This is a genomic window from Mycobacterium mantenii (genome assembly GCF_001667865.1).
GTDB classification, from domain to species: Bacteria; Actinomycetota; Actinomycetes; order Mycobacteriales; family Mycobacteriaceae; genus Mycobacterium; species Mycobacterium mantenii_A.
The window spans coordinates 125,758-143,604 of sequence record NZ_LZJP01000032.1 but is presented as its reverse complement, the minus strand read 5'-3'; the positions used below and the strand labels follow the sequence as shown (position 1 = coordinate 143,604).

Annotated in this window: 14 protein-coding genes; 12 read left to right on the top strand and 2 right to left on the bottom strand. The window is 67.4% G+C overall.

Annotation, left to right across the window (positions count from 1 at the left end; all coding sequences use genetic code 11):
• Nucleotides 1-48 precede the first annotated feature (48 nt).
• The 3 genes from A5688_RS05610 (at nt 49) to A5688_RS05600 (ending at nt 3,281) form a co-directional block, all read left to right on the top strand.
• The gene (locus A5688_RS05610) at nt 49-726 is read left to right on the top strand and encodes an SDR family oxidoreductase (protein WP_067913447.1); all 678 of its coding nucleotides are present in this window, start codon (nt 49-51) and stop codon (nt 724-726) included.
• Nucleotides 727-790: 64 nt separating this feature from the next.
• Nucleotides 791-1,708: an LLM class F420-dependent oxidoreductase gene (locus tag A5688_RS05605; RefSeq protein WP_067913445.1), complete on the top strand. Its 918-nt coding sequence runs from the start codon at nt 791-793 to the stop codon at nt 1,706-1,708.
• A gap of 187 nt (nt 1,709-1,895) precedes the next feature.
• Entirely contained in the window at nt 1,896-3,281 is a 1,386-nt protein-coding gene (locus A5688_RS05600; protein WP_067834895.1) for an NAD(P)/FAD-dependent oxidoreductase, read from the top strand.
• 70 nt (nt 3,282-3,351) lie between these two features.
• On the opposite strand, the gene A5688_RS05595 is transcribed toward A5688_RS05600, so the two are convergent.
• Nucleotides 3,352-3,780 (bottom strand): PaaI family thioesterase, encoded by a 429-nt coding sequence (locus A5688_RS05595; RefSeq protein WP_431602684.1) that lies wholly within the window; start codon nt 3,778-3,780, stop codon nt 3,352-3,354.
• 319 nt (nt 3,781-4,099) lie between these two features.
• Between A5688_RS05595 and A5688_RS05590 the strand changes: the two genes are divergently transcribed.
• The 4 genes from A5688_RS05590 (at nt 4,100) to A5688_RS05575 (ending at nt 8,535) form a co-directional block, all read left to right on the top strand.
• A complete protein-coding gene (locus tag A5688_RS05590) occupies nt 4,100-4,519 on the top strand; it encodes a BlaI/MecI/CopY family transcriptional regulator (RefSeq protein WP_067834897.1) in 420 nt (139 codons plus the stop codon).
• Nucleotides 4,520-4,533: 14 nt separating this feature from the next.
• Nucleotides 4,534-5,484 (top strand): M56 family metallopeptidase, encoded by a 951-nt coding sequence (locus tag A5688_RS05585; RefSeq protein ID WP_067834900.1) that lies wholly within the window; start codon nt 4,534-4,536, stop codon nt 5,482-5,484.
• A 101-nt stretch (nt 5,485-5,585) separates the two neighbouring features.
• On the top strand, nt 5,586-7,049 hold the full coding sequence (gene gndA, locus A5688_RS05580; RefSeq protein WP_067834902.1) for an NADP-dependent phosphogluconate dehydrogenase: 1,464 nt from the start codon (nt 5,586-5,588) through the stop codon (nt 7,047-7,049).
• 49 nt (nt 7,050-7,098) lie between these two features.
• Nucleotides 7,099-8,535, top strand: a complete 1,437-nt coding sequence (locus tag A5688_RS05575) for a GuaB1 family IMP dehydrogenase-related protein (RefSeq protein ID WP_067913443.1) — start codon at nt 7,099-7,101, stop codon at nt 8,533-8,535.
• A gap of 9 nt (nt 8,536-8,544) precedes the next feature.
• Here the strand turns inward: A5688_RS05575 and A5688_RS05570 are convergent, their stop codons facing one another.
• A complete protein-coding gene (locus A5688_RS05570; protein WP_067913432.1) occupies nt 8,545-9,162 on the bottom strand; it encodes a GNAT family N-acetyltransferase in 618 nt (205 codons plus the stop codon).
• 323 nt (nt 9,163-9,485) lie between these two features.
• Here A5688_RS05570 and A5688_RS05565 point away from each other — a divergent pair, with 323 nt between their 5' ends.
• From A5688_RS05565 to A5688_RS05545, 5 genes are all read left to right on the top strand, one after another.
• Complete coding sequence (locus A5688_RS05565) at nt 9,486-10,856, top strand: hemolysin family protein (RefSeq protein ID WP_067913430.1); 1,371 nt, start codon at nt 9,486-9,488, stop codon at nt 10,854-10,856.
• The gene (locus A5688_RS05560) at nt 10,853-11,893 is read left to right on the top strand and encodes a hemolysin family protein (RefSeq protein WP_067913427.1); all 1,041 of its coding nucleotides are present in this window, start codon (nt 10,853-10,855) and stop codon (nt 11,891-11,893) included. The genes A5688_RS05565 and A5688_RS05560 overlap by 4 nt, the downstream gene beginning before the upstream one ends.
• A gap of 282 nt (nt 11,894-12,175) precedes the next feature.
• On the top strand, nt 12,176-14,383 hold the full coding sequence (locus A5688_RS05555) for a malate synthase G (RefSeq protein WP_067913424.1): 2,208 nt from the start codon (nt 12,176-12,178) through the stop codon (nt 14,381-14,383).
• A 100-nt stretch (nt 14,384-14,483) separates the two neighbouring features.
• Nucleotides 14,484-16,562, top strand: coding sequence for a substrate-binding domain-containing protein (locus A5688_RS05550; protein ID WP_067913421.1), 2,079 nt, complete (start codon nt 14,484-14,486; stop codon nt 16,560-16,562).
• Nucleotides 16,563-16,860: 298 nt separating this feature from the next.
• A complete protein-coding gene (locus A5688_RS05545) occupies nt 16,861-17,826 on the top strand; it encodes an oxygenase MpaB family protein (protein WP_067913418.1) in 966 nt (321 codons plus the stop codon).
• Nucleotides 17,827-17,847 lie beyond the last annotated feature (21 nt).

The window sequence follows — 17,847 nt, the reverse complement described above, 5'->3', positions numbered from 1 at the left end:
AACATATGTGGGAATTGATGCCATAACGCGCGTGAACACGAGGAGGTCATGGCAGTGGAGGTGCTGGTTACCGGCGGAGACACGGAGCTTGGGCGCACGGTAGCCGAGGGCTTCCGCGATGACGGCCACAAAGTGACCCTCGTGGGCGCACGCAAGAGCGATCTGGAGATCGCCGCCAAGGAGCTGGAAGTCGAGGCGATCGTCTGCGACACCACCGACCCGGCCAGCCTCGAAGACGCCCGCCCCCTGTTCCCGCATCACCTGGACACCATCGTCAACGTGCCGGCGCCCGTCTGGGACGCCGGCGACCCGCGCACCTACTCGATGGCCGACACGGCCAACGCCTGGCGCAATGCCCTTGACGCGACGGTGCTTTCGGCGGTGTTGACCGTGCAGGCAGTGGGTGACCACCTGCGCTCGGGTGGCTCCATCATCAGCCTGGTGCCCGAGAACCCGCCGGCCGGCAGCGCCGACGCCGCCATCAAGGCCGCGCTGTCGAATTGGACCGCGGGCCAGGCAACCGTTTTCGGCACCCGCGGAATCACCGTCAATGTCGTGGCGAGTGGACGCAGCGCCGAGGCCGGGTACGACGGACTGTCCCGCACGCCGGCGCCGGTGGCCACCGAGGCCGCCCGGTTGGCGGTGTTCTTGACCAGCTCGGCGGCTCGCCACATCACCGGCCAGACGTTGCACGTGAGCCACGGTGCGCTGGCTCGTTTCGCCTGAGGCGTAACGAGCGCGCGTCGCGCACCCTTCTCCCCGGCGGGGCGGATCGCTACGGTTGACTCTCGTGGCTATTCGACTCGGTCTGCAGATTCCCAACTTTTCCTACGGCACCGGGGTTGAGCAACTCTTCCCCACCGTCATCGCCCAAGCCCGCGAGGCCGAATCCGCCGGTTTCGACTCGGTTTTCGTGATGGACCACTTCTACCAACTGCCGATGTTGGGCTCGCCCGACCAGCCGATGCTGGAGGCCTACACCGCCCTGGGGGCGCTGGCCACGGCCACCGAGCGGGTACAGCTGGGCACCTTGGTGACCGGCAATACGTACCGGAACCCGAGCCTGCTCGCGAAGACCATTACCACGCTGGACGTGGTGAGCCAGGGCCGCGCGATTCTGGGCATCGGTACCGGATGGTTCGAGCTCGAGCACGACCAGTTGGGCTTCGAATTCGGCACCTTCACCGACAGGTTCAACCGGCTCGACGAGGCCTTGGAAATCATCCTGCCGATGATCAAGGGTGAGCGGGCCACCTTCTCGGGCAAGTGGTACAAAACCAGCGAGGCCTTCGCCAATCCCCGCTTCCGGGACCACATTCCGCTGATGATCGGCGGCAGCGGTGAGAAGAAGACAATCCCGCTCGCCGCGCGGCATTTCGACCACCTCAACGTGATCGCGGGTTTCGACGAGTTGCCGCGCAAGTTGGACGCCGTGCGCCGCTCCTGCGAGGAGGTGGGCCGCGACCCCGCCAGCCTGGAAACCAGCACGCTGACCACGGTGATGATCGACGAGAAGGCGAACCTCGACCAGATTCCCGCCGAGGTGACGCAGCGCATGGTGGTCGGGACGCCGGACGCGGTCGCCGATCAGATCAAGACCAAGGTGATCGACGCGGGCATCGACGGCGTGATCATCAACCTCCCCTTCTACACACCCGGCGTGGTCCAGGCGGCCGGCGAAGCGCTGCGTCCGCTCGTGGGACTGTAGGTCTTTCGCCGACTCAACGCGCCGCTCGGCGGAACATGACTAGTATCACGTCGCACGACCAGCCGTGATACTGACGATGTGTTTGATTACACATGTTGCGAGTTAGGTTTGCGGGTATCCGCCTGACTAGCGTGGTGGCTAGTTGCAGTCGCGCGTCCAGAAGCCCCCCGTCAGGAGCAGCGGAAACATGAGCCCCCAGCCAGGTAACACAGCTGGACCGGAGCGCCGTCATCAGGTCGTCATCATCGGCTCCGGCTTCGGCGGACTCAACGCGGCGAAGAAACTCAAGCACGCCAACGTCGACATCAAACTGATCGCCCGTACCACGCATCACCTTTTCCAGCCGTTGCTCTACCAGGTGGCGACGGGCATTGTGTCCGAAGGCGATATCGCACCACCCACCCGGGTCGTCTTGCGCAGGCAGCGCAACGTTCAGGTGTTGCTCGGTGACGTCACCCATATCGATCTCGAGGGCAAGTTCGTGGTGTCCGACCTACTCGGGCACACCTACGACACCCCGTACGACAGCCTGATCATCGCCGCCGGCGCGGGCCAATCGTATTTTGGCAACGACCATTTCGCCGAATTCGCACCGGGCATGAAGTCGATCGACGACGCGCTCGAGGTGCGTGGCCGGATCTTGAGCGCGTTCGAACAGGCCGAGCGGTCGCGGGATCCGGAACGGCGGGCCAAGCTGCTGACGTTCACGGTGATCGGCGCCGGCCCTACCGGCGTCGAAATGGCCGGGCAGATCGCCGAATTGGCGACGTACACGCTCAAAGGCTCCTTCCGGCATATCGACTCGACGAAGGCCCGGGTGATCCTGCTCGATGCCGCCCCCGCCGTGCTGCCGCCCTTTGGCGACAAGCTGGGTCAGCGCGCGGCGGCCCGCCTGGAGAAGATGGGCGTGGAGATCCAGTTGGGTGCGATGGTCACCGACGTTGACCGCAACGGCATCACCGTCAAGGATTCCGACGGCACCATCCGCCGCATCGAATCGGCGTGCAAGGTGTGGTCGGCCGGTGTGTCGGCCAGCCCGCTGGGCCGCGATCTCGCCGACCAGTCGTCCGTCGAACTGGACCGGGCCGGCCGTGTCAAGGTGCTGCCCGACCTGTCCGTTCCCGGGCACCCGAACGTGTTCGTCATCGGCGACCTGGCGGCCGTCGAAGGCGTGCCGGGAGTGGCGCAGGGCGCGATTCAGGGCGCCAAGTACGTCGCCAGCACGATCAAGGCCGAACTCGGCGGCGCCAACCCGGCCGAACGCGAGCCGTTCCAGTACTTCGACAAGGGCTCCATGGCGACGGTGTCGCGGTTTTCCGCGGTGGCCAAGATCGGCCCGGTGGAGTTCAGCGGCCTGTTCGCCTGGTTCGCGTGGCTGGTGCTGCACCTGGTCTACCTGGTCGGGTTCAAGACCAAGATCAGCACGCTGCTGTCCTGGACGGTGACGTTCCTGAGCACCCGGCGCGGCCAGCTCACCATCACCGAGCAGCAGGCGTTCGCCCGGACCAGGCTCGAACAGTTGGCGGTGGTCGCGGCGGAGACCAAACGGCCGGCGGCCAGAAAGGCCAGCTAGCCGGTCGCGATCGGCACCCTCCAATGACGGTGCCGGACAGCGCAATTCATCGGCGGCCAGTCGAGGTCGATCAGCCTTCGCGAAGCTCGAGATTCTGTAGTCGCACCTGACCGCGCGCGACGATTCTGTCGTCGCCGTCGGTGATGGTGACCAACCACAGTTGCTGGCTGCGGCCGCGGTGGATCGGTTCGACCTTGCCGTACACCATGCCCGAGCCGATGGAGCGCAGGAAGTCGGTGTTGTTGTTGACGCCCACCACGTTTCCGCCGCCGCGGGTGGCCAGCCAGGTGTAGGCGGCCACGCTCGCCATGCTTTCGATCATCGAGCAGTAAACACCGCCGTGCACCAGCCCCATCGGCTGCAACAGCTTGGGCGTGACCTCGAGCTGGGCGCGGGCCCCGTCGGGGCCGAGTTCGGTGAATTGCAGGCCGATCTCGCGGTCGAAGGGCGCGGAGAAATCCGGCGGAAGGATCGTTTTCTGCGGCTCTGGCACGTCCATGTGTCTACACCATCGCCTGCGCGCACCCGTTCGCGGCGGAATCATGGTCCTGAAAACGGCTGAGCCCCGCGCCTTGAAGGCGCGGGGCTCGCCGATCGAGTAGACCGGGGGTCGCTGCAGCCCTCAGGACTCTCACACGGTCCGTTATCGCTCGACTCGATCAGCATAGGCAAGGCTGCCCTAACTTTGCAAGAGGTATTGTCTTTCTTGTCCGAGGCGGAGCGCGCGGCGGCCGGCACAGTCATTTGTCAGCTTTTCGTACGACCGTCGGTAGTAAGCCGGAGTACGCTTGATTCGACGCTCAGGAGATGAACGAATTATGGCCAAACTGACTCGGCTGGGGGATCTAGAACGGGCCGTCATGGACCATCTGTGGTCCACGCCCGAGCCTCAGACCGTCCGGCAGGTTCATGAGGCGTTGTCGGCACAGCGCGACCTTGCCTACACCACGATCATGACGGTGCTGCAACGGCTGGCCAAAAAGAACCTGGTCTCCCAAATCCGTGACGACCGGGCACACCGGTACGCACCGGTGCACGGGCGCGACGAACTGGTCGCCGGGCTCATGGTGGACGCGCTGGCCCAGGCCGAAGATTCCGGTGGCAGGCAGGCCGCGCTGGTGCACTTCGTCGAACGTGTCGGCGCCGACGAGGCGGAGGCGCTCCGGCGCGCCCTCGCCGAACTGGAAGCCAATCAACGCAATAACTCGCCATCTGCTGGCGCAGCACCGGAGCGCTGAGGGACACTGGCAGTGTGTCCGCGTTGGCTTTCACCATCCTCGCGGTGCTACTGACCGGCCCGGTGCCGGCAATGTTGGCACACGCGCGCTGGCCGCTGCGCGCTCCCCGCGCCGCAATGGTGCTCTGGCAAGCCGTGGCGCTGGCCGCGGTCCTGTCGGCGTTCAGCGCCGGGATCGCGATCGCGACCCGACTGCTGATGCCCGGTCGCGACGGGCGGCCCACCACCAGCATCGTCGGCGCCGCCGACCGCCTCGGCTGGCCGCTGTGGACGGCCTACATCAGCGTGTTCGCCCTGACGGTGCTGGTCGGCGTTCGGCTGATGGTCGCGGTGGTCCGGGTGGCCATCGCCAACCGGAAACGACGGGCGCATCACCGCATGGTGGTCGATCTGGTCGGCGTCGGCCACGGCGCGGCCCTGTCCCAGCCCTGCGCGCGCACCCGCGACCTTCGCGTGCTGGGTGTCCCGCAACCGCTCGCCTACTGCCTGCCGGGCGTGCGCAGCCGGGTGGTGGTCAGCGAGGGAACGCTGACCACGCTCGCCGACCCCGAAGTCGAAGCCATCCTCACCCACGAGCGCGCCCATCTCCGGGCGCGGCACGACCTGGTGCTGGAGGCCTTCACCGCCGTGCACGCGGCCTTCCCGCGGCTGGTCCGCAGCGCCAACGCGCTCGGCGCGGTTGCGCTTCTCGTCGAACTCCTCGCCGACGACGCCGCGGTCCGCGCCGCGGGCCGCACTCCCCTGGCCCGGGCGCTGGTCGCGTGCGCATCGGGGCGCGCCCCGTCGGGCGCGCTCGCGGCCAGCGGCCCCAGCACGGTGCTCAGAGTGCGCCGGCTGGGCGGACGCGGCAACAGCCCGCTGTTGGCGGCGGCCGCATACCTGGCCGCGGTGGCGGTGTTCGTGGTGCCCACCGTCGCGCTGGCCGTTCCGTGGCTGACCGAGCTGGAGCGCTTGTTCAACGTCTGACGCAGCCGAGGGCCGATCACCCCGGGCGCCCGACTGTTCGCTGTGCCACAGTGTCACCGAAAGCTTTTGGCGAATAGTTCTCCAAATTGAGAGGCGAAAACATGACGGACACTCACTCGGATCCCAAGACCGGCACCGCGCAGATCGGCGTCACGGGGCTGGCCGTGATGGGTTCCAACATCGCCCGCAACTTCGCCCGGCACGGCTACACCGTGGCGCTGCACAACCGGTCGATCGCCAAGACCGATGCGCTGCTCAAAGAGCACGGCGACGAGGGCAAGTTTGTGCGTTCGGAAACCATCGCGGAATTCCTGGACGCGCTGGAGAAGCCGCGACGGGTGCTGATCATGGTCAAGGCCGGCGAGCCCACCGACGCCGTCATCAACGAGCTCGCCGACGCCATGGAAGAAGGCGACATCATCATCGACGGCGGCAACGCGCTCTACACCGACACCATCCGCCGCGAGAAGGCGATCCGCGAGCGCGGCCTGCACTTCGTCGGCGCCGGCATCTCCGGCGGTGAGGAAGGCGCGCTCAACGGCCCGTCGATCATGCCCGGGGGCCCGGCCGAGTCCTACAAGTCGCTGGGCCCGCTGCTCGAGGAGATCTCCGCCCACGTCGACGGGGTGCCGTGCTGCACCCACATCGGGCCCGACGGCGCCGGCCACTTCGTCAAGATGGTGCACAACGGCATCGAGTACTCCGACATGCAGCTGATCGGCGAGGCCTACCAGTTGCTGCGCGACGGCCTGGGCAAGACCGCACCCGAGATCGCCGACGTGTTCGCCGAGTGGAACAAAGGCGACCTGGACAGCTTCCTGATCGAGATCACCGCGCAGGTGCTGCGCCAGACCGACGCCAGGACGGGCAAGCCGCTGGTGGACCTCATCCTCGACGAGGCCGAGCAGAAGGGCACCGGCCGCTGGACCGTGAAGTCGGCCCTGGACCTCGGTGTGCCGGTGACCGGCATCGCCGAGGCGGTGTTCGCCCGCGCCCTGTCCGGCTCGGTTGCCCAGCGCAAGGCCACCACCGGCCTGGCCTCCGGTCAGCTGGGCGAAAAGCCAAGCGACGCAGCTCAGTTCATCGACGACGTGAGCAAGGCGCTGTACGCGTCGAAGATCATCGCCTACGCACAGGGCTTCAACCAGATCCAGGCGGGCAGCGCCGAGTACGACTGGGGCATCACCCCCGGCGACATGGCGACGATCTGGCGCGGCGGCTGCATCATCCGGGCCAAGTTCCTCAACCGCATCAAGGAGGCGTTCGACGCCGACGCCGACCTGCCCTCCCTGATCGTCGCGCCCTACTTCCGCAGTGCCATCGAGGAATCGATCGACAGCTGGCGCCGCGTCGTGGTGAAGGCCACCGAACTCGGCATCCCGATCCCCGGCTTCGCCTCGGCGTTGTCCTACTACGACGCGCTGCGCACCGAGCGGCTGCCGGCCGCGCTCACCCAGGGCTTGCGGGACTTCTTCGGTGCACACACCTACGGTCGCATCGATGACGACCCGGAAAAGCGCTTCCACACACTGTGGAGCGGAGACCGCACCGAGGTGCCCGCGTAGGCGGGCGACGTCGGGGTGTAAGGGGGTTTGAGTTGGTGGGCCGACTGCGATGAGGTTTCTCGACGGGCACAGACCCGCATACGACCTGACCTACAACGACGTCTTCGTGATGCCGAACCGCTCGGAGGTCGCGTCCCGCTTTGACGTCGACTTGTCCACCGGGGACGGGTCGGGCACCACGATCCCGGTTGTCGTCGCCAACATGACCGCGGTGGCGGGCCGGCGGATGGCCGAGACCGTGGCGCGGCGCGGCGGGCTGGTCATCTTGCCGCAGGATCTCCCGATCACGGCGGTGCAGCAGACGGTGGAGTTCGTCAAGAGCCGCGACCTGGTACTCGACACCCCGGTGGTGCTCGGGCCCGACGACTCGGTGTCCGACGCGACGGCGCTGATCCACAAGCGCGCGCATGGTGTCGCCGTGGTGGCTTTCGAGGGCCGGCCGCTGGGTCTGGTGAGCGAATCGTCGTGCCTGGGCGTGGACCGTTTCACCCGCGTGCGCGACGTCGCAATGACCGACTTCGTCACCGCCCCGGTGGGAACCGAGCCGCGCAAGGTGTTCGATCTGCTCGAGCAGTCACACATCGGTGTCGCGGTCGTGACGAACGCCGACGGCACGCTGGCCGGCGTGCTGACCCGCACCGGCGCCATCCGCGCGGGCCTGTACACCCCGGCGGTGGACGCGCGGGGCAGGCTGCGGGTCGGTGCCGCCATCGGCATCAACGGCGACGTCGGAGCCAGGGCGCGGTCGCTGGTCGAGGCCGGCATCGACATGCTGGTCATCGACACGGCGCACGGGCATCAGGTCAAGACGGTCGAGGCGATCCGGACGGTCGCGGCGCTGCGGCTGGGCGTGCCGCTGGCGGCGGGCAACGTCGTCTCCGCGGAGGGCACCCGCGATCTGCTGGGCGCCGGGGCGAACATTGTCAAGGTCGGCGTCGGGCCGGGCGCGATGTGCACCACCCGCATGATGACCGGCGTCGGCCGCCCGCAATTCTCCGCGGTTGTGGAATGCGCTTCGGCGGCAAGGGAACTGGGTGGACACGTGTGGGCCGACGGTGGCATCCGGCACCCGCGGGACGTGGCGCTGGCGCTGGCCGCCGGGGCGTCCAACGTGATGATCGGGTCGTGGTTCGCCGGCACCTACGAGTCGCCCGGCGACCTGATGCGCGACCGCGATGACCAACCGTACAAGGAGAGCTACGGCATGGCCTCCAAGCGGGCGGTGGTCGCGCGCAGCGGGGCGGACACCGCCTTCGATCGGGCCCGCAAGGCGCTGTTCGAGGAGGGCATTTCGACGTCCCGGATGGGGCTGGATCCGGCCCGCGGAGGTGTCGAGGATCTGCTCGACCACATCACCTCGGGCGTGCGCAGCACCTGCACCTATGTCGGCGCGGCCAACCTGGAGCAGCTGTATGAACGGGTCGTGGTCGGGGTGCAGTCGACCGCGGGCTTCGCCGAGGGGCATCCGCTACCGCAGGGGTGGTGACGACGGCGGCTACGCGGCCGTGGTCGGTGCTTCCAGCGCGTAGAGCGCCATGCGTCGGTTCGTCGTGTCGTGCTCGCCGAGAAACCTGCATCCGGCGTGCTCGCACAGCCTGCGCGCCGTGGTGTTGCGGTGATCGGGGTCGAACATGACCCGGCGGCACCGGGGCTCCGCCGCGAAAACGCTGGCCGCGATCCGGGGCAACAGCATCGGGCCCAGGCCGCGGTTCACCAGGTTCAGATCGGCGATGGCGGCGTGCAGCCCCAGGTCGTAGGGCTCGGCATCATAATAGAGGGATATCAGATCCTTTGCGCCCCAATATAATTCGAGGTAGGCGCAATCTATGCCATGCATGCTGCCGAGCAACGGCAGCGAATACGTCCCGTCCAGCTGGGCGCCCAGGTGCTGGCGCCACCGGGGCGCCGGCCAGTCGTATTCCCACGCCTGGGCCAGATGCGGGCGGTTCATCCACTCCGTCACCATGTCTACGTCGTCGAGCTGCGCCACGCGCATGCCGAAGGGCGGATCCAGGGCGGGAACGGGTGGGCGGGGAATGCGTGCCACCTCGTCGGGGATGTCGAAGCGTTCCCGCGGGAGGATGTGCATGGACGGCGTCTGAGCGTCGGGCATAGTGCGCAGAGCCTACCGTAGTAAGGTTAGGCATACCGAAGTTGTCCCAGGCGATCCGGCCGAATGAAGCCCCCTCCCGGGAGCGGCCGGGGCGGGGTAGCGCCGTGCGGCCGCGGCCCGGGCTAGCATAAGACAGCAAAGACGGAAGCAACCGCAACCGCTCTGCCACCCGGCAGCGAAAGGATCGACGTGCCGCAGGCACCCGCGCAGGCCATCGGCTTGCGGGCGCACGGGCCGTCAGACGAACCGCCCGATTCGGAGCCTCCCCCGGCGCTTTTCCCGCGCATCGAACCTTCCCCGTCGGCCACCGGGCGGCGTAGTTCATGAATGTCACCGTCACCGTGATCAGTGTTGTAGCGATCGCGGTGCTCATCTTCGGCAACGCCGTTTTCGTCGCCGCGGAGTTCTCGCTGACCACCCTGGACCGCAGCGCCGTGGAAGCCAACGCCCGCGGCGGTGGGCGCCGCGACCGCTGGATCCGTCGCGCACACCAACGGCTGTCGTTTCAACTGTCGGGCGCCCAGCTGGGGATCTCGGCCACGACGCTGGCGGCCGGTTACCTGACCGATCCGATGGTGAACGATTTGCCGCACCCGTGGCTGGATGCCATCGGTATCTCCGACAAGGTCGGCGACGCGATCATGGCCTTCCTGGTGCTGGTAGTCGTGACGTCGGTGTCGATGGTGTTCGGCGAGCTCGTCCCCAAGTACCTGGCCGTGGCGCGGCCCCTGTCGACGGCGCGCGTCGTCGTGAGCGCGCAGCTGCTGTTCTCGCTGCTGCTCACCCCGGCGATCCGGCTGACCAACGGCGCGGCCAACTGGATCGTGCGCCGGCTCGGCGTCGAACCGGCCGAAGAGCTGCGGTCGGCCCGGTCACCGCAGGAGCTGTTGTCGCTGGTGCGTTCGTCGGCGCGCAGCGGCGCCCTGGACCCCGCCACGGCGGCCCTGGTACGGCGCTCGCTGCAGTTCGGCACCCTGAGCGCCGAGGAGCTGATGACGCCCCGGTCCAAGATCGTGGCGCTGCAGATCGACGACACGGTCGCCGACCTGGTGACCGCGGCCGCGGAATCGGGCTTCTCGCGCTTCCCCATCGTCGCCGGCGACCTCGACGAGACGGTCGGCATCGTCCACGTCAAGCAGGTGTTCGCGATCCCGCGGGCCGACCGTGCCGGCACCCGGCTGATGGCGGTGGCCCAACCAGTCCCGAAGGTGCCCTCGACCCTGGACGGCGACGCGGTGATGGCCGAAATCCGGGCCAACAGCCTGCAAACTGCGCTGGTCGTCGACGAATACGGCGGCACCGCCGGCATGGTGACCGTCGAGGACCTGATCGAAGAAATCGTCGGCGACGTCCGCGACGAGCACGACGACGCGACCCCGGACGTGATGCCCGCCGGCTCCGGCTGGCGGGTATCGGGCCTGCTGCGTATCGACGAGGTGGCCGCCGCCATCGGCTTCCGGGCGCCCGAAGGCCCCTACGAGACCATCGGCGGGCTGGTGCTGCGCGAGATCGGTCACATCCCGGTGGCCGGTGACACGGTCAAGCTACCCGCGCTGGACGCGGACGGCCTGCTGGACGCGGTGACGCGCTGGCAGGCGACCGTCATCCGGATGGATGGCCGCCGGATCGACCTGCTCGAATTGATCGAACTGAACGGTCCCGGCGAAGCCCCCACGCCCCGGGGGCACCGATGAGCGACGCCATGGGCCTGCTGCTGGCCTGCCTGCTGATCGGGGTGAACGCCTTCTTCGTCGGGGCGGAGTTCTCGCTGATTTCGGCGCGCCGCGACCGTCTCGAGGCGCTGGCCGAGCAGGGCAGGGCGGCCGCGGTCACCGTGATCCGGGCCGGGGAGCAACTGCCGTCCATGCTGGCCGGAGCCCAGTTGGGCGTCACGGCCGCGTCCCTGCTGCTCGGGCGGATCGGCGAGTCGGCGGTCTCCAATGTGCTGCGAACGGGCCTGGGGCTGACCGGAATTCACGCCACGCTGCTGCATACGTTGTCGTTCGCGATCGCGCTGGTGATCGTGGTGACGCTGCACGTGCTGCTGGGCGAAATGGTGCCGAAGAACATCGCCCTGGCCGGTCCGGAGCGCACCGCGATGCTGCTCGTCCCGCCCTATCTGGCCTACGTGCGGGCCGCCCGGCCGTTCATATGGTTCTACAACAAATGCGCCAACCTGGTGGTGCGGGCGTTCGGCGTCGAACCCAAGGAAGAGCTGGAAATCACAGTCTCCCCCGTCGAACTCAGCGAGATGATCGCCGAATCCGAGTCCGAAGGCTTGCTGGACCGGGAGGAACGCACCCGGCTCACCCGGGCGCTGCAAATCCGCCATCGCGTGGTCGGTGACGTGGCGGTCCCCCTCGCCGATGTGCACGCGGTACCGGTGGTCGCGGCGGGCTCGGGCCCGACGGTCGGGGCGGTCGAGCAAGCCCTGGCCCAAACCGGTTACTCCCGTTTCCCGGTGGCGAGCGTCAGCGGCACCTTCCTCGGATATCTGCACATCAAGGACGTGCTGACGCTCGACGACGATCCGCGGACGGTGATCGACCTGGCGATGGTGCGACCGCTGCCGCGGCTGTCCCGGTCACTGCCGCTGGCCGACGCCCTCTCCCGGATGCGCCGCAGCAACAGCCATCTGGCTTTGGTGACCGACGAAGGCGCGACCGTGGTGGCGATGGTGGCCATGGAAGACCTGGTTGAAGACCTCGTCGGCACCATGCGCGAGGCGTAGCGATACTGGCCGGCCAAGACGACCGCGTGCAGCCCGTATGATCTTTCACGGCTACCAGTTAAGAAAGTGCTGGAGGGCAGAGGACCGTAGGCGCGCGGAACATGCGTTGCTGGACACAGATCCCGGTGCTCGCCGCAGCGTCGTTCTTGGGGCTGTCAGCGTGGCCTGACCTGCGCCTGCCGGGTCAGGCGAATAACGCTTGCCACGCTGCGCTCGGTAGGCTGATGACATTGCCAATCCGGTCCGATGATGGTCCGGTGCGGCCCATGACGGAGGAGAATCATGACTGATCGCGTGTCGGCGGGGAACCTGCGCGTCGCCCGAGTGCTCTACGACTTCGTGAACAACGAGGCCTTGCCCGGCACCGACATCGACCCGGACAGTTTCTGGGCGGGCGTCGACAAGGTCGTTACCGACCTCACCCCCAAGAACCAGGATTTGCTGCGCCGCCGCGATGAGTTGCAGGCCCAGATCGACAAGTGGCACCGGAGCCGCGTCATCGCGCCGCTCGACATCGACGAGTACCGCCAGTTCCTCACCGAAATCGGTTATCTGCTGCCCGAACCCGCGGACTTCACCATCACGACCTCGGGTGTGGACGACGAGATCACCACCACCGCCGGCCCGCAGTTGGTGGTGCCGGTGCTCAACGCCCGGTTCGCGCTGAACGCCGCCAACGCCCGGTGGGGCTCGCTCTACGACGCCCTCTACGGCACCGACGTCATCTCCGAGGATGACGGTGCCGAGAAGGGCACCAGCTACAACAAGGTTCGCGGCGACAAGGTGATCGCCTACGCGCGCAAGTTCCTCGATGAGGCGGTGCCGCTGGAATCCGGGTCGTGGGCCGACGCGGCCGGGCTGTCCGTCGAAGACGGGCAGCTCAAGGTCACGACCGGCGATGGCTCCGTCGGCCTGGCCGACCCGGGTAAGTTCGCCGGCTACACCGGCGAGCTGGGCTCGCCCAATTGGTCGGTGCTGCTGGTCAATCACGGCCTGCACATCGAAATCCTGATCGATCCGGAATCGCCGATCGGCAAGACCGACGCCGCGGGCATCAAGGACGTGGTCCTGGAATCGGCCGTCACCACGATCATGGACTTCGAGGACTCCGTGGCCGCCGTCGACGCCGACGACAAGGTGCTGGGCTACCGCAACTGGCTCGGGCTGAACAAGGGCGATCTGTCCGAAGAGGTCAACAAGGGCGGCAAGACGTTCACCCGGGTGCTCAACGAGGACCGCACCTACACCACACCCGACGGCGAGGGCGAGCTGACCCTGCCCGGCCGCAGCCTGTTGTTCGTCCGCAACGTCGGGCATCTGATGACCAACGATGCGATCGTCAGAAGCGAGGCGAACGGCGAAGAAACAGAGGTGTTCGAGGGCATCATGGATGCGCTCTTCACAGGCCTAACCGCCATCCACGGACTCAAGACCGGTGAAGCGAACGGGCCGCTGGCCAACAGCCGCACCGGCTCCATCTACATCGTCAAGCCCAAGATGCACGGACCCGACGAGGTCGCCTACACCTGCGAGCTGTTCAGCCGCGTCGAAGACGTCCTCGGCCTGCCCCAGGGCACGCTCAAGGTCGGCATCATGGACGAGGAACGGCGCACCACCGTCAACCTCAAGGCCTGCATCAAGGCCGCGGCCGACCGGGTCGTGTTCATCAACACCGGCTTCCTGGACCGCACCGGCGACGAGATCCACACCTCGATGGAGGCCGGCCCGATGATCCGCAAGGGTGCGATGAAGAGCACCGCGTGGATCAAGGCCTACGAGGACGCCAACGTCGACATCGGCCTGGCGGCCGGCTTCAAGGGCAAGGCCCAGATCGGCAAGGGCATGTGGGCGATGACCGAGCTGATGGCCGACATGGTCGAGCAGAAGATCGGCCAGCCGAAGGCGGGCGCGACCACCGCGTGGGTGCCCTCGCCGACGGCGGCCACCCTGCACGCGATGCACTACCACTACGTCGACGTGGGGGCCGTGCAGGAGGAGCTCGCCGGCAAGAAGCGCACCAAGATCGAGGAGTTGCTGACCATCCCGCTGGCCAAGGAGCTGGCGTGGGCTTCCGAGGAGATCCGCGAAGAGGTCGACAACAACTGCCAGTCCATCCTGGGCTACGTGGTGCGCTGGGTCGCTCAGGGTGTCGGCTGCTCGAAGGTGCCCGACATTCACGACGTGGCGCTCATGGAAGACCGTGCCACGCTGCGGATTTCGAGCCAGCTGCTGGCCAACTGGCTGCGTCACGGGGTGATCACCGAGGAGGACGTGCGGGCCAGCCTGGAGCGGATGGCCCCGCTGGTCGACGAACAAAACGCCAAGGACGCGGCATACCTGCCGATGGCGCCCAACTTCGACGACAGCATCGCCTTCCTCGCCGCCCAGGATCTGATTTTGACCGGCACGCAGCAACCCAACGGTTATACCGAGCCGATCCTGCATCGCCGTCGTCGGGAAGCCAAGGCGCACGCCGCGCAGTCGAATTGAGCCTGCGCTCAATTCGGGTTGGAACGTGTCATAGTGGCGCTGACGACTAAAATCGGCGCCGAGTCAACGATGGATCGACGGAAAGGCCGCGGGCACTGCTATGGGTAGGCACAGTGCGCCCGACCCTGACGACTCCCTCGACGAACCAGCTCGCGACGACGTCGCCGACGAGCCGTCTCGAGGCGAGGACGCGGGGCACCACCGGGGCACCGGCTCCGACGAGGAGGCCGACCTCTACGCGGACGAGGACGACTATTCCGGCGAGGATGCCTACTCGGCGGAGGGCTATTACTCCGGCGAGGAAGAGCCCTACGCGGCCGGGGATGCCTTCGTAGACAGCACCGCCGACGATTACCCGGAATTCCCGTCGCGGCAGACCGCCTCGTCGGGCACGGAGCCGCCCGCCGCACCGTCGCTGTTCCGGGGAGGGCATCGCGGGCTCGGCGATTGGCGGGGTGGTCATCGCAGCGAGGGCGGGCGTCGCGGCGTCAGCATCGGCGTGATCGTGGCGCTGGTCGCGGTCGTCGTGGTGGTGGGATCGGTGATCCTGTGGAGCTTCTTCGGCGACGCGTTGTCCAAGCGTTCGCACACCGCCGCCAATCGCTGTGCGGGAGGACAGGAGACGGTGGCCGTGGTCGCCGACCCGTCGATCGCCGATTCCGTTCAGCAACTTGCGGAAAGCTACAACAAGTCGGCCGGGCCGGTCGGTGACCACTGCATGGTCGTCAGTGTCAAGCCGGCCAACTCCGATGCCGTACTCAACGGTTTCATCGGCAAGTGGCCCGCGGAACTGGGCGGCCAGCCCGCATTGTGGATTCCGGGCAGTTCGATTTCCGCCGCGCGACTCGCCGGAGCCACCGCGCAAAAAACCATCACCGAGAGCCACTCGCTGGTCACCTCGCCGGTGGTGCTGGCCATCCGTCCGCAACTCGCGCCGGCCCTGTCCAACCAGAACTGGGCGGCGCTGCCCGGGCTGCAAACCAACCCGAATGCGTTGGCCGGGCTGAACTTACCCGCGTGGGGCTCGCTGCGAGTGACGCTGCCGATGAACGGCAACGGGGACGCGTCGTTTCTGGCCGGCGAGGCGGTGGCGGCCGCGTCGGTACCGCCCGGCGCTCCCGTGACCCAGGGCACCGGCGCGGTGCGCAGCCTGTTGAGCGCGCAACCCAAACTCGCCGACAACTCGCTGACCGAGGCGATGAACACGCTGCTGAAGCCCGGTGACCCCGCGACCGCGCCGGTGCACGCGGTCGTCACCACCGAACAGCAGCTCTTCCAGCGCGGCCAGTCGTTGCCAGACGCCAAGGGCGCCTTGGGGTTCTGGCTTCCACCCGGGTCCGCGGCGGTCGCCGACTACCCCACCGTGCTGCTCAGCGGTTCGTGGCTCACCCGGGAACAGGCCTCAGCCGCCAGCGAGTTCTCGCGCTTCATGCACAAGTCCGATCAGCTGGCCAAGCTGGCGAAGGCCGGCTTCCGCGTCAACGGGGTCCAACCGCCCAGCAATCCCGTCACGAATTTCCCGGCGCTGCCGGCCGCGCTGTCGGTGGGTGATGACCCGATGCGCGCCACCCTCGCCGAGGCCATGGCGAGCCCGTCGAACGGGCAGGCCACCACCATCATGCTGGACCAGTCGATGCCCGGCCAGGAAGGCGGAAAGTCCCGGCTGGCCAACGTGATCGGGGCGCTGCAGGACAAGATCAAAGCCCTGCCCCCCACCGCGGTGGTCGGCCTGTGGACGTTCGACGGTCACGAGGGCCGCTCCGAGGTGGCCAGTGGGCCGCTGTCCGATCCCGTCAACGGCCAGCCGCGTTCGGCGGCCCTGACCGGCGCGCTGGACAAGCAGTACTCGTCGGGCGGCGGTGCGGTGTCGTTCACCACACTGCGGATGCTCTACCAGGATATGCAGACCAATTACCATGCGGGACAGACGAACTCGATTCTGTTGATCACCGCCGGGCCGCACACCGATCAGACCCTGGACGGGCCGGGGCTGCAGGACTTCATCCGCAAGAGTGCCGATCCGGCCAAACCCATCGCGGTGAATGTCATCGATTTCGGCGCCGACCCGGACCGGGCCACCTGGGAGGCGGTCGCTCAGCTCAGCGGCGGCAGCTATCAGAACCTGGCGACGTCGGCGTCCCCCGACCTCGCGTCGGCGGTGAACAACTTTCTGAGCTGACGACATCGGTCGAGACCTCACGTGGGCCGTCAGGCCCGCGCGGTCAGCGATAGATGGATCGCTTCTGCCTACCGGCCTCGAGGGCTCCCGCGCCCTCCTGCGCCGCAGAGTGCGCGCAGCCGCGTGGCGGTTAAACGCGTGGTCGCAGTGTCGATCCCGGAGAAATCCTTCGCGGTCCCTATCGAACGACGGCCCGCTGTGTCAGACTCGGTGATAGAGCACAGGTTGTTTTCTATCAGATGTGACGGCTTCGATCCGGCCGGGCAGGACCACCGATCCGGCCACGAGGAGGGGCGGCATGACGACGGCGGCGAGTTTCGTACGGGGCAATGGATCCGGTGCCACGGTGAAATCCGATGCGGCGCACCGGGAATTGACGGACGACGTCCGGTGGTTCGCGGGGTCGCCATTGGCGGCGGCCTTCGGTCGCCTGGCCCTCGACCAGGTGGCACACCGGGAGATCGCGGCGGCGGTCGACGACAGCGGACGATTCGCCGACAATTTCACCGATCGCGGCATCCGCAGCGCGGCGTTCACCGCCCTGGCCACCTTCGGTGACAGTTCCGACGTGCGGACGTCGCGCGCAGACCTCAAACGCTTGCATCGCGACGTGCGGGGCACCGGCAAGGACACGTTCAGCGACACCCGCTACAGCGCTTTGAACCCCGACGTGTGGATCTGGGTCGCAGTGAGCGGGCTGAACCTGTTGTATCAGGCCTATCTGCGGGTGTGCGGTCGTCGGCTCACCGCGGCCGAAAAGGAGGTCGTCTACCAGACGCTGCGGGCGGAACTGCAGTTCCTGGAATTGCCCAGCAAGCAGGCCAAGCTGCCGGCGACCCTGCACGACATGCTCGAATACTACGACGCTGTCGCCGCAAAAGATCTGGCCGACAACGACTTTCTGCAATTCGCCAATCGCAGCTTCGTCGCGCCACCGATCCCGAAGCTGTTGGTACCCAAGCAGATGCGGCCGTTGCTGCAACTGGTATGGCCAATGCTGACCGCGCTGGCGTCCCGACCGGTGGTCGTCTGTTCGGCCGCGGTCGCCCATCCCACGATGCGGGGCCTGCTCGGGGTGCGGTGGGGTACGCGTGAGCAACTCGAGTTCAACGCCTACGTCGCCGCCCTGCAACTGGGCTGGCGATGGTTGCCGCGCCGGCTCACCCTGGAGCCGTTGGCCTACAACCGCTATCGGTACGAGCGGCTACGCGACCGCTACCGCTCGGTGCTCCTCGAATCGTTTGCCGCGCCGAATCGTGACTGATTCGGCACAATAGGTCGACGG